Source organism: Ruminococcus albus AD2013 (genome assembly GCF_000526775.1).
Taxonomy (GTDB): Bacteria; Bacillota; Clostridia; order Oscillospirales; family Ruminococcaceae; genus Hominimerdicola; species Hominimerdicola alba_A.
In genome coordinates, this window is the sequence record NZ_JAGS01000001.1 from 2,781,959 (window position 1) to 2,795,027 (window position 13,069).

Consider the following 13,069-nt stretch of genomic DNA (forward strand, 5'->3'; position numbering starts at 1 on the left):
TGGAGACCTGAATCTCGTGATAATATATCTAAATTTTTTGTTAATTTACTTTGACCTTATTCTTCTGGCTAACAGCGGCAAAAACTAACCATATTTTACCATGTTAATATGACTATGTCAAACATATGATTTTAGGTATATCTAAAGCTACATTAATACCATATATTTTTGACCACCGCAGATAATGCTTGGCTCTTATCAAGAGATTTTGCAGCAGTGGAATCGTACACTTCCGGACGATACTTTGTGTTTTTAAAACTTACTTTCCGTTTTCATGTTAAATATCTTTCGATATGTGTTTAATGATTCATTAAATATATTGACAAATAGAATTAGTTTTGTTATTATAAATTAGTAAATTTCTATAATTTACCAATTTTTATTTGAAAAGGAATGAATGAAAAAATGAAGAGAACAATCAAAAGAATCGCATCATTTGCGATGGCATTATCTATTTTAGGTACGAATACAGCAGTTACCAAGTTATTTGTACCAAAGTATGACAATTCTATTGTAGCTTCTGCTTTTACTCAAGCAAAATCAACACGAATAATTACTCCAGATACTGATATTACTATCAATACGAGAAAGGGACCTAGTACTAAGTACGATAAAGCTGAAACAATTAGAAGAGGTACTTTTTTTGAAGTAAGTGGATATGAAGATACCGACTCAGGAAGATGGTATAAGATAAAATATTACCTAGAGAGCGATACATGGAAAACTCAAAATACAGATAGATGGGTATTTGGAAAATATACCACAACGATAAAAAGCGAAACTGATCTAAAAGGCTCAGATAATAGGGAAAAGATATATAATTACTGTAAAAAAGAATTCGGACTTAATGACGCAGCTATTAGTGGTATCCTTGCAAATATATATTATGAAACAAGAAGTACAGCATTTAGTCCTACATCAGAAAGCAAAGATAAAACAGCTTATGGTATTTGTCAATGGAAAAATGGAAGAAAGACGGTTCTACATCAATATAACGATTATAAATCATTAAAATCGCAATTAGCTTTTATGTATGATGAATTGACCTACGGAGATAAATATCGTTCGTTGTTAAGTACTTTACAGAAAAACATTTCAAATAACGAAGCGGGCGCTAAGAAAGCTGCTTCAGAGTTTTGTTTAATATATGAGTTTGACAAAGATGATATTACTGATATTGATAGTCTATCTCAAGATAATCAAAATTCTTATTATTGGCGTTTAGATAAAGCCAAAGAATATTTTAATGAATATAACGGAAATAAACAGAATTATCTTTATTCAGGAACATTAATTTCTAACGTTTATGTTAGAGAAACCCCAGAAAAAAAGAATGATAACTACGTAATGATCAATAATAATGAGCGATTGATAAAAAACAAGGGTGAATCTGTTAAAGTATTAAGTGTTAAAGATGGCTGGGGAAAAATAAATGAGGGTTGGATTTCTCTCAATTATGTAAAAGTTGATCTGAGTGAATATTTTTATGATGCTAAAAATATTCAGAATATACCAGCCGCAGAATTTGTATTCAAAAATCAGATTATGGTGGGAAAGGCAACTAATGGATCTAAAAAGAATACTTTTGATCCAAAAGAGATAGTAAAACGAGCTGAACTTGTTACTACTATTTACAATATTGCAGGAAAACCCCAAAACGTTACGTATAAGTATATCTTTAATGATGTACCTAATGGTAAATGGTTTACAAATCCTATAATATGGGCATATGATAAAAAAATCGTAGCAGGGTATAAAACCGATAATATGGTTGGTGTCTTTGGAGTCAATGACAATATTACCGTTGAGCAGGTAGCACAAATGCTTTTCAAATATGCAGCTCTTTGTAAATATGATACGTCATTCATTAGAGGAGAATCATCTTACTATACACAAAGTCAATGGGCTAAAGACTCTGGCGCCGTTGACTGGGCAGTTCATCATCATATAATAACACAAAGTAACTCCACAAGAAATGTGACTTTACCGGCAACTCGCGAACAATGTGCTGATATGATAAAAAATTTAATGGAGAATATCTATAAGAATAAATAAGATAGAAAAAGCGGTTATGGTGAATCTATAATCGCTTTTATATTTTGAGAAGGTTATATAATATCTCAAAAAATGTACTATGATCGTATTATATACGATAAAAGATAGCGTTTGACAAAAGTCAGGCGCTATTTTTTATGGCAGCGGCAGGGTCGCTCCCTGCGGGCAGTGCTTAGTGTTTTTCTCACTGTCCTTTCCGCTGTCAATAGATTGAAAAACACTAAGATTAAAATCCGCAACAGCGGTGAAAGGAAAAAAGCCATGAAAAACACAAAAATAATTGCAGTAGCAAATCAAAAAGGCGGCGTGGGCAAGACCACTACGACGATCAATGTAGGTGCAGCACTTGCTCTTACGGGCAAAAAGGTCCTGCTAATTGACTTGGACACTCAGGAATCCCTTTCAAATTTCCTCGGGATCTACAATGCAGAGAACAATATAGGTAAAGCGCTTTACAAAACAGTTAACCACGAAACTATTGACCTTGCAGATTACATTGTCACAAACGAGGTCAACAGAGTTGACATAATCCCGGCAGAATTGAACACAATGCAGCGTATCGCCATAGACCTTGTTTCGGTAAGAAGCAAAGAAACAGTTTTTCGCAGACTGATAAATCAGAACAGTGAACTGCTTAGCAGATACGACTACATCCTGCTTGACTGCCCACCGTCCCTTAATGTTATATTGGATAACGCACTTACGGCAAGCCGTTATGTGCTTATCCCCTGTCAGGCTCACCCTCTGAGCTATCCCCCACTGCCTAATCTCCTATTACAGATAAATGAGATCCAGGCAGAACTGAATGAAAACATAGAAGTCATCGGAATTGTGCCAACAATGGTTGACAGAAGCAACAACAGCAAAACAACGGTCGAAATGCTCCGCGGTAATTACTCTGACATTGTTTTTGAAAGCGAGATAGAACGTATGGCTGTTGCCGCCAACTCTGCACTCACTGAAAAGGCAGTTGTTCTGTCAAACGCTAAGGACAACCGCGTATCACGTGAATACAAGGCTCTCACTGATGAGCTTGTTGCGCGTATTGAGGGGGTGTAAGGCATGAAATTTGATAAAGTTAGCGAAACCTTTTCCGAGAGGAAAGAAAAAGGCAGTATAAAAGAAAGCCTTATCTCAGCTGAGGAAGTGCTGAATGAGATAACTGAAATTGCAATGCACAAGCTTGATATGTACACAGACGAGGACGGAAATCAGCCTTTTGACATCGACGATGAAAAGGTTGAAGCTCTGAGCGAGAGTATAAAAGAGAATGGACAGCTGGAACCTATCATTGTTCGTAAAAAGGATGGTAGGTATCAGATCCTCAGCGGTCATCACAGATACCTAGCGCTAAAGTCAATAACTGCTAAATATGCGCTTGCTACGGTTGTTGATGTATCAGACCTTAAAGCTTACATGATAGTATGTGAAAGCAACATACATCATGCAGCTCCCCCACCATCTAAGCTGTGTAAGATTTTCCTGCGGTATCGTGCCGCAGGAAAGGAAGAAAAGCTGACCGCCGATCAGCTTGCTAAGATGTTCGGCATCAGCCGTGAACAGATGTATCGAATAATTGCTATGGACACACTTACTACACCAATGCAGGAACTGGTCGATGCAGGTCTTATCTCAACCAACAGCATAAAGCAGCTGAGAACACTTACACCCGATCAGCAGGATACGCTTGCTGATTATGTGTATAATGAGGATAAAAAACTAAACAAAGCCAAATGTGATAAGGTCGTTGATCTGTTTACCACTAATTATAATGCAACAGTAGAAGATATTGACGATTGTCTGAACAGTGACGATAAAGAAAAAGAGCCTGCCACCAATTACAATGCCATGAAGAAAATGAGCAAGGAGCAGCTAGCGGATTACATATTCGCAAACATGGAACGATTCAAGTCATCAGCGGATATTCTTTCCTTCCTCTGTGAGAAAGGAGAAATATGAAAAAAACAGTTTTAAAAGCTATTAATTGTTTGTGGAATAGACTTTTAAAGTTAGGTGCAATTATCCTGATACTAGCATTTATTGTTGTTTTTCCTACAGCGATTATATATAAAGGGTTACACGATAAAATAAAAATATCTCCTTTACAAGCATTATTAATAGTAATTGGCTTTTGGTTTGTATTTGGAGTGGGATACTTGATTAGAAAATTCCATGATAAAGTAAAAAAAGAAAAAGGTGATTAATATGCCAAAAATAACAAGACGCGAGTATGAGGAACTCTATGAGAACGCCGGAATAAAAAACTATCAGTTACGTGATCTGACTGATATCGAGCTGATACACGGCTACGATCTGACACTTCTCCCCGGGTACGAGGAATTATCCACGGAGAACAAAAAACTTTTTGAAGAAACTGTAGTGCGTTTGTTCAATGGACACGGTCTTGATACCCGCAAGGATCTTCTTCCGAAATGTGTTCACTATGTTGAAGAAATAAATTTCTATAAATTCATTGAAGAGGAAGATTGCAACTTAGTTATAGGACAGGAAGTATACTCGCTCATCAAAAACAGAAACGGCAAGTATGTACATAAAAAACGTATCCATAGATTTACGTATGAAAAAGGAATACCATTTAAAGAGTGTAAGACTTACTCAAAAACTTATCTCCGATTTGAGTTGAAAGGTGTATGGTATCATTTTACTGAAGCACATGAATGGTACTGACTATACTATTATAATAAAGGGGCTGATAAAGTGTGTCTATAGACACACTTTATCAAATGGTACTTAAAATGGAAATACGAATAATCGGAACCAAAGAAGAACTGGAGCAGGCGGCAATTCAGATAGCTGCCTGCTACAAAATAAAATACAAAAGTCGAATCTATCTCTGCCGTGATAAAAAGGCTTACCGGCTGTATATAAAAACCGAGGATAACCACATAGAGGAAGAAAAGCAGCTGGAAGGTCAGATGTCTTTTGATGAGGTGTGATTATAGCAAGGAGACTACAAGATGAAAGTACATAATCAAGATTATCCCGACCACAAAACCGCAAGGCAGTGGGCAAAACAAGGCTTTTTACCAATAGATGGGGCAGAAGGAATAGAGTTATGGGCAAATCAATTTTGTCAGGATAAATACATCTATTATGGACCTGATGAAGTATCCAAAGCTACATCTGAGCAGCTGTCTGAATTTTTTCGTCCTGAACGTGAGAAACGAAATAAAAGAGAAAAAGAAAAAAGGAAACACAGAAAAACTGAACTACTTGCAGAAGTCGAAGAACTAAGGAAAAAGAATAATCTACTTGAATTTTCCTTGTGCGAACTTGAAAGGACTGCAATTAGACTTATGCGAAACGTTGACATAGCACCCGAAAAATCAGCGGATACTATTATAATAGATACTGAAACAACAGGACTCAGTGAATTAGACGATGAATTGCTGCAAGTATCTATCATAGATGATGCAGGAAATGTTCTTTACAACAGCTATCTTCGCCCTTTATACCATACTTCATGGGAAGAAGCGGAATGTGTAAATAACATTACTCCGCAAATGGTAGCGGATGCTCCAACTATCTATGATGAAATGCCAAAGATAAATGCCATAATAAAAGCTGCAAAGAAAATCATAGGCTTTAATACTGGATTCGATGAAAATTTTCTTTATTTCTCCGGTGGTATTACATGGATGAATAAAGAGGTCATTGATGTAATGACGATGTTCGCGCCGATCTACGGTGAATGGAGCGAACAATACGACGATTATAAATGGCAAAATCTCATCAAAGCTGCCGATTACTATGATTACAATTGGAATAGCCGACCAGGTGAAGCACATAACAGTCTTGCGGACTGCTATGCTACCTTATATGTATATAATAAGATAATATCTGATAGAAATACGAATCTTTTCCTTAAATGACAAAAAAACTATACAGAAAAATTTTTTTGAGAAAATACCAAAATAACTATACAAAATTTTTATTTTCGGGAAAAATCTTATATAATTATTATGTAAGCATTTTTATGCTTAATAATAATTTAAAGGAGGAATTTTCTAATGAAAATTCAGAATCGAAATTTGTTTGAAACAGTCATGGATGCGGGTAAGTCCACGCTGAGCTACCATGAGGGCTCCGGTTGTTTGACACCAACCTCTTTTCGTTTTGTGGTGGACACAACAAATGCGCTAATGGCTTATCGTTCAGGTTCTAGCAGTACCGCATCCAATTTTTGCGAGTTTGATTGTTATCGAACAAACAATATTTATCAGGAGCATCGGATAAATATGAAGCCTTTAAGCGATGAGGAGACCGAAGATGTAGTAACAAGTATTTCCAAGAAAGAAGTCACCAGAACAGACGGCAATTTAACCCTGTTATCAATGGAGGAAAAAGAAGTATTTGAGGACATAATAAGGGCTACTCTTAACACAGTTAATATTGCAGCACAGCGCAATAAGGTGACAAACGCACAGTTGCAAATGGCGAAAGACCTCGCTGAAGCTTTGACACGTACACTTTTGCCCGCTGTAAATGGCTATGCCACTGTGTATAATGCGCTTGGCAATGTCTTTGATTATATGATTGATAAAGCTCAGGAAATCGCATACTAATTTGTATAAAAGCAGTCGATCACACTTTCGACTGCTTTTTTTAAGGAATACGAAAGGTGATATGAAAATGAAAGATAATATTATTGTAGGATTTAGAGGACCCAGTAAAAAAAAGTCTGTAAGATACAATCAGAAGCTAATCACTTCCCCCATAATGGTAATCACATCACCATATGAAGAGACAGTAAGAAAATGTATAGCAGAGTATAATATTAAGGATTTTGATTTTAATTCAGCTACATACGGGTTATATTCAAACATAAGAATAGAACTAAATAACGAAACCGGCGAGTGTAAGATTCAGGTGTTTGATGAAAATACAGGTGAACTGAAAGCTTTATATAAGGGAGTGACTAATAATGAACAATAACAAAAATGGAAGAAACAAGGAGTATCTGATAATCACAATTTGCGGAGTATTTATAATAACCTTTGCTATGATGATTGACAAAATCATGAATTTCCCGGAAGTCTTGTCAAGCACTCCGTTGAAGATACTATTAACCGTTTTTTCTTGTATTGTGTTGATCATCGCTGTTTGCCTTACAGTGAGATTATTCATACTTATCCACAAAGATTACGTAGAAAGGAGATAGATCATGTATAGTCTTGAAGAAGTAAAAAGCGGAAAATGCTCACTAACGATCACTGTGGTCGATACAGACTACGGCAGATTTGTTACAGACGAATACATCGACGATGACGATCTGTATTCTTGTTCGGCATTAGTCGATTATTTTGAAAACTGCGACTGTGACGATGATGATTATACCGACGTTGAAGTTGGTGTATACAGATACGGTGATCTCGATGTTGATGCAGATGATATGCTCACAGATGATGTTCGTGAATATATCGAAAGTGACATCGAGGACTTCCTAAGCAAATGCGATCCTCTTGAAACTAACAACTATGAGGTCGATCTGAGGATACTGCTTGATCGAGGAGCTAAAAGGGGGTATTAATTTCATGGCTATGAATTTACATATAAGTCTAAGAAATAAAATACTTAGTGAATACTGTGAATTTCGTAAATCACAAGAACAGCTTAAACCAAAAGATGTATATGAGAATGCTTATGAGATAGTTATCAAACAGAACATCAGAGATATGATATGTGATGAAACCGTTGCGCTGACTTCTGAACAAAAGATCGCTTTAAAATTGAGCAATAATACGCTGGATGAGATCTATGAGGATTGGCTCGATAAGGATAGCGAAAACATGGCAGACATACCCTATACTATCACGGAAACAGCAGACAGGCTTATGTCAAATGTATCTTCCAAGAGTCAGCTTATTTGGCGAGGTTTCCTTGCTGAGAACAGGCTCGATCTTAATATCAGAGCTATAAAGATACGCAACAGTACAAATTCAGATATTTTTGAGATAAAGGAAGTCATAAAAGACGAATACACGATATTATACAACAGCAACGATAACTGCACCGAAACATTGACATCAGTTGATGAATTGAGATCAGTTTATGAAAAAGCACTTGACAAGTATTCCAGAAAGCTAATAGAAACACACGGAAAAGAAGTCACAGGTGTATTGTTGGAAATTCCAAATAGACTGACACCTTTTACTGAATTCAAAGATTTTTGCCCTGATTGGCGTGAACGAGGTTCAACTCCTTCATACGTTAAAGAAGTATGGGATAATTTTCTGAAAGACCATGATCTTCCCGAGGATACTACTAAGATATCCTTCCATGCAACAAGCACCTACTATGTCGGAGGCATTGATGTAAATGGTCATGAGCGTAAGGACAATTATTCTGAATATACAGAAGATGATTCATTCTACTTATTCGATTACGATAACGAGTTAGTAATACGGTATGGTTTTGAATCAGAACTTGACTTCCCTATCGAAGATACGATAATCGATCCATCAATCCTTTCAAAGGATTATGAAGATGTACTTGAAAAATACTCAACTGAATTAAGCAAACGAACCTATAATTATATAGATGTTTGCATAACAAAATCAGATGGAAGCGAAACTCACGAAGATTTTGAAAAAATCTGTCCTGACTGGGAGGAACGGACTCATTTAGACATATCATCATGTCATAGATGATAAAACAAATTAAGGTATTACTGCCATATACAGACAAGATCTCAATGGACACGTATTATCACTTTATGATCAATCAAGCCAACTGAATAATAAAGGTTTTCTAAATAAACTGTATTAGCGACTTCGATAAAGCATCATGAATCGCGTATGATATTGTTTTTCCATTATTCAAAACAATGAATACTTTGTAATATGAAAAATCAATTATTTTTCCTTGTTGATTATACTCACGCAAATAAACTTTTTTACCTTTGGTTCTAATATACCTCAGTTTACGTGCTGTATCTTCGTCAGTGTATAATTCACACGGTATCATTGATATTTCTAAACTACGTGCGGCAAAGAATACTTGTGCAGAATCTTTAAGAATATATCTATTAGATTGCTGAACTACTAACACTGGGGCAGTAAATACACGATTCTTTAAATAGAAATTTTTTTCATAGTTAACGTCTCCCAAAGTAGGTATATTTGTCTTACCATCAAGAACTATCTCATCTATGGAAATCATTTTAAAAAAAATGGAAGTGCTAATGTTTGATTTTTTCACATTAGTTTCTGTTTCCTCTTCTCTATTAGTTGCATAATGTGTGCAAATATCATTTGATGGACCAACACATGAAGCTTTTAGAACATCACACCATTTCGATTCACTTTCATAGTGTATACACTTGTTTCTACTGCGTTTTACTCCTGATCCAGCAATGTATGTGTATTCATATAATGAGCCTTTATGGTAAGTATGATTATGAACTGAAGGGAAATAATCATTAGGATTTCTTTTATTTTTGCCTCTATAGCTCATAATACAGCCCCCTTTAAACAAATAGCAATAATACACATATAAATATAACATATTACGATAAAATAATCAAGTGTGTCAAACAATCAGTATAAATATAAGCAAATTAGCTTATGGACATTGTTTTGTTTAATTAAAATATAGAAAGGATAAATAATAATGGCAAAGAAAACAGGAAGTATACTTGATAAGCTGGAACTGAATATCGATGAAGAAAAGATATCACTCATAAACTTCTACCTAAAAGAGGACGGTGATACTCTTGATCTTGCAGCAGAACTCTCTGCTGTCATCAACAATCACATTGATAAGCTTTACAAAAAGAAAGTTCCAAAGACCGTAAGACACTACATCGAGAACAAGGACAAGGAGGATAGCGATGGACAACACACTGATAAAGTGCTCGTTCAGCCTGATGCTGGCGGGTCATCGGATCAAAGCGAAGGGGTATAAAGTTAAGATGCTTTCTCACAAACAACTGAATAAAATATGCTTGCTGATAGCTTATACCTCAGATACGATCTACTATCTATCAGCAATGGAGTATATGGATCAAAAGCCAAATGCGAAGATAAAATACGGTACAGTATCGGATACCGGGACGGATCTCATAATGACAGAAAAGCTTAGTCTTGATTATGATGCTATCAATGATATGCTGCAAGCAGGAACGATTTTCCCCATTTCTTCTTCTCCGGTAGAAAGGAAAAACGGTCGGCTCATTGACACCGATTCGGATTTTACAAGCTGGGCAAACAAAAACGGACTTAGACCATATCTAAGAGCGTATCGGTCCGAGATCGGTGCCGATGATATTCATTATACTACAAAGTTCTGATGAGACGAAAAATTATGACTGACGATGCTCTGTATACAGATAAAAGCGGTAGACTGTATGAACTGAAGAAACAGTTCTATCATACAGCTGTACTGCAATCTATGACAGAACATTCATATCTAATTGCATCAAAGCCATACATTACAGACGATGGCTACATTGAATGGCGTAATGCAATAGTATCAACCAATTATCTTAATGCAGTTAAATCTGCAAAGGAGAAGGATATAATGTACGAAAGCATTGAAAATCGTATTTCACTGAAAAATACAGCAAGTGACATTGATAAAGAGATCTCAGCATCAATGCATGAACTGTATCATTACGATCTTGATGGAGCTTATGATAAGCTTTCTCTTAATCATAGCGATTTCGATATAGCACAGGCGGTAGCACTTACCATTCATGGTAAGTCATGGGACGGGAGATTTTCAGATCTTAACAAAGCATGGGCTGATAACTTCATTCAAGCCTATGATATAAAAATCGAAGAATATAGAGATTTCTTCGGCTGTGATACTCACCCCTCTGTGCTTGACGGTTTTACGGATGTTGTACGTATGAGGATAGCGAACAGGAGTATAGATCAGACTCAGGATATAGATAATGATTACGATCAGTCCTACGAACAATCCGAATCAATGGGTTACGGAAGAAGATAGTAATTTTTTAAATTATCATTTTCGCCTTTTAGTAGAACTGGAAAATTTTCCCAATTTGCACAAAAGCACAGATATATCTTTGTTAAGGTTTTCTCTTGTTTATTCAGGGCTTTCATGATATAATATAATTGGGGAACAATATGAAACAAACGAAAGGTGGGCTTAGTATGAAAATTAATACCGAAGATGAGAACATTCTGAGACTGAAACACACTCCCGAAGAAGTAAAAGCATTTATCGCAGATCAGATGAAACTGCATGAAGAATACATGAACAGCCCGGATAACGATGATGTTTCCGGTGGATTTGAGAACAAAGCTGTTCGTGAATTTATGGGTGAAGAATTCTGGAATGCGACCAAGCTGCCGCAGTTCGATTATTCCTGTGAGATAGATTCCGATGTTCAGTGCCGCGCATATCTGTGGTATAAGGATATTTTCAGGGCGAATCTGCGCTGTATGCTTGAGGAGAATGAAATGCTGACACAGCATACAATAGTAACTGATCGAATGAAGTATCTGTCCGGTGATGCAGCACAGATACGTTGGCTCAATTATCTTCTTGATACAGGTATAAGTCAGGATGAATTCAAAAGGAATTTCGCATTGAATGCGTACTATGATTATTACAGTAATTACTACGCATCTGTGACACTTACCGATGTCCCCCGCGATATGGTCCGCAGGCGAGAAATGTTTGGTGAGATACCGTCAGAAGATCGTGTGCGCTACTCCAATATGGTCAAGTATTCGGTGATGGAGTACATCAACGAACAGTATGTTTATAATCGCTTTGTCGGTGCGGGTGCAAAACTCAATCTACCATCGATCTGAATGTGTCTATAGACACACTTGCCCGACCAACTTCTTGATTTATTACAGACGATATGATATACTTAGATAAAACAATCAGGAGATGACCAAAGATGAAAAGAATCACAATTTCACTAATCGTAATGATATCAATGCTGCTTACATCCTGCGGTAATATCAGTGAGAAAGACAATGCAGCAAATACATCTGCCGAAGTGACCACAACGACGGTAGCCGAGGACACTTCTTCTGTCACAACAACAAGCGAAACAGAAGAAACAAGTGAAGCGGTTACAACGACTACCAGGACCGAAAAGGACGATAGTTCATCGCAGGCTGAAACGACTGCTGCTACAACAAGTAAAAAATCTACTACTACCAGCAAAAAGTCTTCAGGTAAGGTAAAGATCACATCTTCAGGTCGAACCGGGTCATCAAATAACAGTAACAATGGCGGAGGTTATTCCGGTGGCGGGAATGTTGTTACTCAGGCTCCGGCACAACAGCAGGCAGCACCTACACAGACAACAACTACAACTCAGCCGCCTGTGAAGAAAACAACTACCACAACTACTACACAGTATATTCCTGAACCTGAGCCTATTCCAGAGCCTGTTGCACCAAATACTTCTATAGTGGATATTGATATGACAGACGATCAGATGTATGTTTTCTTGACTCTTTATCCTATCGATTATGAAGTTATGTATCAGGCTGGACAAAACCTTTCTTATGATGGAACAAACTATGGAAAGGCAAAGGCTGTATGTGAATACGCATACAATTGTGGTGGTAGAAACTGCATAGAATACGCACTTAATGCATACTTCGTTGCTCAGGGCGCGAGTCTTGAGTGTTACCTCGCACGCTCATCACAATATGACTGGTATGGTCATGTAGCAAATATTGTAAACATAGATGGACAGTATTACTACATGGAACCAATGACAAACGAAACTACAGCAAATACAGCCATAGCTTTCGGTGGTTATCGCGCTGACGGTAGTGGTATTATTGACCCTGTTCCACTTGATATTTTCTTTGATATCTATGATAATAGATACTCACTTGACGTTTCTTCATCTAAATATGGAGAATAATAGCTAAACATAACTTCAAGCACTTAACAACATCATGTTAGGTGCTTTTCTTTTTCTCACGGAGAATATGATAGATCAAGCATTTCCTTAATTTTGCCGAAAAGGAAATGCTTTTTTTATATTAAAATT

At 36.6% G+C, this 13,069-nt stretch carries 17 protein-coding genes; 16 read left to right on the top strand and 1 reads right to left on the bottom strand.

The window, feature by feature from the left end:
• The first annotated feature begins 405 nt into the window (after positions 1–405).
• The 11 genes from N773_RS0112425 to N773_RS0112480 all read left to right on the top strand — a co-directional run bounded on the left by N773_RS0112425 (position 406) and on the right by N773_RS0112480 (position 8,726).
• A complete protein-coding gene (locus N773_RS0112425) occupies positions 406–2,055 on the top strand; it encodes a phage tail tip lysozyme (RefSeq protein WP_024858083.1) in 1,650 nt (549 codons plus the stop codon).
• A gap of 261 nt (positions 2,056–2,316) precedes the next feature.
• Positions 2,317–3,114, top strand: coding sequence for a ParA family protein (locus tag N773_RS0112430; protein WP_024858084.1), 798 nt, complete (start codon positions 2,317–2,319; stop codon positions 3,112–3,114).
• A 3-nt stretch (positions 3,115–3,117) separates the two neighbouring features.
• A complete protein-coding gene (locus N773_RS0112435) occupies positions 3,118–4,014 on the top strand; it encodes a ParB/RepB/Spo0J family partition protein (protein WP_024858085.1) in 897 nt (298 codons plus the stop codon).
• A complete protein-coding gene (locus tag N773_RS0112440) occupies positions 4,011–4,259 on the top strand; it encodes a hypothetical protein (RefSeq protein WP_024858086.1) in 249 nt (82 codons plus the stop codon). Before N773_RS0112435 ends, N773_RS0112440 begins: the two co-directional genes overlap by 4 nt.
• 1 nt (position 4,260) lies before the next feature.
• Complete coding sequence (locus N773_RS0112445) at positions 4,261–4,743, top strand: hypothetical protein (protein WP_024858087.1); 483 nt, start codon at positions 4,261–4,263, stop codon at positions 4,741–4,743.
• Positions 4,744–4,799: 56 nt separating this feature from the next.
• Positions 4,800–5,012: a hypothetical protein gene (locus tag N773_RS0112450; RefSeq protein WP_242840383.1), complete on the top strand. Its 213-nt coding sequence runs from the start codon at positions 4,800–4,802 to the stop codon at positions 5,010–5,012.
• 21 nt (positions 5,013–5,033) lie between these two features.
• Positions 5,034–5,948, top strand: coding sequence for an exonuclease domain-containing protein (locus N773_RS21875; protein WP_024858089.1), 915 nt, complete (start codon positions 5,034–5,036; stop codon positions 5,946–5,948).
• Positions 5,949–6,086: 138 nt separating this feature from the next.
• Positions 6,087–6,641 (top strand): hypothetical protein, encoded by a 555-nt coding sequence (locus N773_RS0112460; protein WP_024858090.1) that lies wholly within the window; start codon positions 6,087–6,089, stop codon positions 6,639–6,641.
• Between the two features lie 67 nt (positions 6,642–6,708).
• Positions 6,709–7,011, top strand: coding sequence for a hypothetical protein (locus tag N773_RS0112465; protein ID WP_024858091.1), 303 nt, complete (start codon positions 6,709–6,711; stop codon positions 7,009–7,011).
• A gap of 229 nt (positions 7,012–7,240) precedes the next feature.
• On the top strand, positions 7,241–7,606 hold the full coding sequence (locus tag N773_RS0112475; RefSeq protein WP_024858093.1) for a hypothetical protein: 366 nt from the start codon (positions 7,241–7,243) through the stop codon (positions 7,604–7,606).
• A gap of 4 nt (positions 7,607–7,610) precedes the next feature.
• The gene (locus N773_RS0112480) at positions 7,611–8,726 is read left to right on the top strand and encodes a DUF3848 domain-containing protein (protein WP_024858094.1); all 1,116 of its coding nucleotides are present in this window, start codon (positions 7,611–7,613) and stop codon (positions 8,724–8,726) included.
• 100 nt (positions 8,727–8,826) lie between these two features.
• Here the strand turns inward: N773_RS0112480 and N773_RS0112485 are convergent, their stop codons facing one another.
• Positions 8,827–9,531 carry a hypothetical protein gene (locus N773_RS0112485; protein ID WP_024858095.1) on the bottom strand — a complete coding sequence of 235 codons (705 nt, stop codon included), beginning with the start codon at positions 9,529–9,531 and terminating at the stop codon, positions 8,827–8,829.
• Between the two features lie 156 nt (positions 9,532–9,687).
• Between N773_RS0112485 and N773_RS0112490 the strand changes: the two genes are divergently transcribed.
• The 5 genes from N773_RS0112490 (at position 9,688) to N773_RS0112510 (ending at position 12,940) form a co-directional block, all read left to right on the top strand.
• Positions 9,688–9,981, top strand: a complete 294-nt coding sequence (locus N773_RS0112490) for a hypothetical protein (RefSeq protein ID WP_024858096.1) — start codon at positions 9,688–9,690, stop codon at positions 9,979–9,981.
• Positions 9,908–10,366, top strand: coding sequence for a hypothetical protein (locus N773_RS0112495; RefSeq protein ID WP_155250894.1), 459 nt, complete (start codon positions 9,908–9,910; stop codon positions 10,364–10,366). The genes N773_RS0112490 and N773_RS0112495 overlap by 74 nt, the downstream gene beginning before the upstream one ends.
• Positions 10,366–11,028 (top strand): DUF3849 domain-containing protein, encoded by a 663-nt coding sequence (locus N773_RS0112500; protein WP_155250895.1) that lies wholly within the window; start codon positions 10,366–10,368, stop codon positions 11,026–11,028. The genes N773_RS0112495 and N773_RS0112500 overlap by 1 nt, the downstream gene beginning before the upstream one ends.
• 167 nt (positions 11,029–11,195) lie before the next feature.
• Complete coding sequence (locus tag N773_RS0112505; protein WP_024858099.1) at positions 11,196–11,861, top strand: hypothetical protein; 666 nt, start codon at positions 11,196–11,198, stop codon at positions 11,859–11,861.
• Between the two features lie 92 nt (positions 11,862–11,953).
• Positions 11,954–12,940: a hypothetical protein gene (locus tag N773_RS0112510; protein WP_024858100.1), complete on the top strand. Its 987-nt coding sequence runs from the start codon at positions 11,954–11,956 to the stop codon at positions 12,938–12,940.
• Positions 12,941–13,069: the final 129 nt, after the last annotated feature.

Bases quoted from the DNA above. Each gene is read 5' to 3' on its own strand.
- N773_RS0112490 (WP_024858096.1), top strand. From the start codon at position 9,688: ATGGCAAAGAAAACAGGAAGTATACTTGATAAGCTGGAACTGAATATC.
- N773_RS0112485 (WP_024858095.1), bottom strand. From the start codon at position 9,531: ATGAGCTATAGAGGCAAAAATAAAAGAAATCCTAATGATTATTTCCCT.
- N773_RS0112510 (WP_024858100.1), top strand. From the start codon at position 11,954: ATGAAAAGAATCACAATTTCACTAATCGTAATGATATCAATGCTGCTT.
- N773_RS0112445 (WP_024858087.1), top strand. From the start codon at position 4,261: ATGCCAAAAATAACAAGACGCGAGTATGAGGAACTCTATGAGAACGCC.
- N773_RS0112430 (WP_024858084.1), top strand. From the start codon at position 2,317: ATGAAAAACACAAAAATAATTGCAGTAGCAAATCAAAAAGGCGGCGTG.
- N773_RS0112480 (WP_024858094.1), top strand. From the start codon at position 7,611: ATGGCTATGAATTTACATATAAGTCTAAGAAATAAAATACTTAGTGAA.
- N773_RS0112475 (WP_024858093.1), top strand. From the start codon at position 7,241: ATGTATAGTCTTGAAGAAGTAAAAAGCGGAAAATGCTCACTAACGATC.
- N773_RS0112495 (WP_155250894.1), top strand. From the start codon at position 9,908: ATGGACAACACACTGATAAAGTGCTCGTTCAGCCTGATGCTGGCGGGT.
- N773_RS0112425 (WP_024858083.1), top strand. From the start codon at position 406: ATGAAGAGAACAATCAAAAGAATCGCATCATTTGCGATGGCATTATCT.
- N773_RS0112465 (WP_024858091.1), top strand. From the start codon at position 6,709: ATGAAAGATAATATTATTGTAGGATTTAGAGGACCCAGTAAAAAAAAG.
- N773_RS0112450 (WP_242840383.1), top strand. From the start codon at position 4,800: ATGGTACTTAAAATGGAAATACGAATAATCGGAACCAAAGAAGAACTG.
- N773_RS0112440 (WP_024858086.1), top strand. From the start codon at position 4,011: ATGAAAAAAACAGTTTTAAAAGCTATTAATTGTTTGTGGAATAGACTT.
- N773_RS21875 (WP_024858089.1), top strand. From the start codon at position 5,034: ATGAAAGTACATAATCAAGATTATCCCGACCACAAAACCGCAAGGCAG.
- N773_RS0112500 (WP_155250895.1), top strand. From the start codon at position 10,366: ATGAGACGAAAAATTATGACTGACGATGCTCTGTATACAGATAAAAGC.
- N773_RS0112505 (WP_024858099.1), top strand. From the start codon at position 11,196: ATGAAAATTAATACCGAAGATGAGAACATTCTGAGACTGAAACACACT.
- N773_RS0112460 (WP_024858090.1), top strand. From the start codon at position 6,087: ATGAAAATTCAGAATCGAAATTTGTTTGAAACAGTCATGGATGCGGGT.
- N773_RS0112435 (WP_024858085.1), top strand. From the start codon at position 3,118: ATGAAATTTGATAAAGTTAGCGAAACCTTTTCCGAGAGGAAAGAAAAA.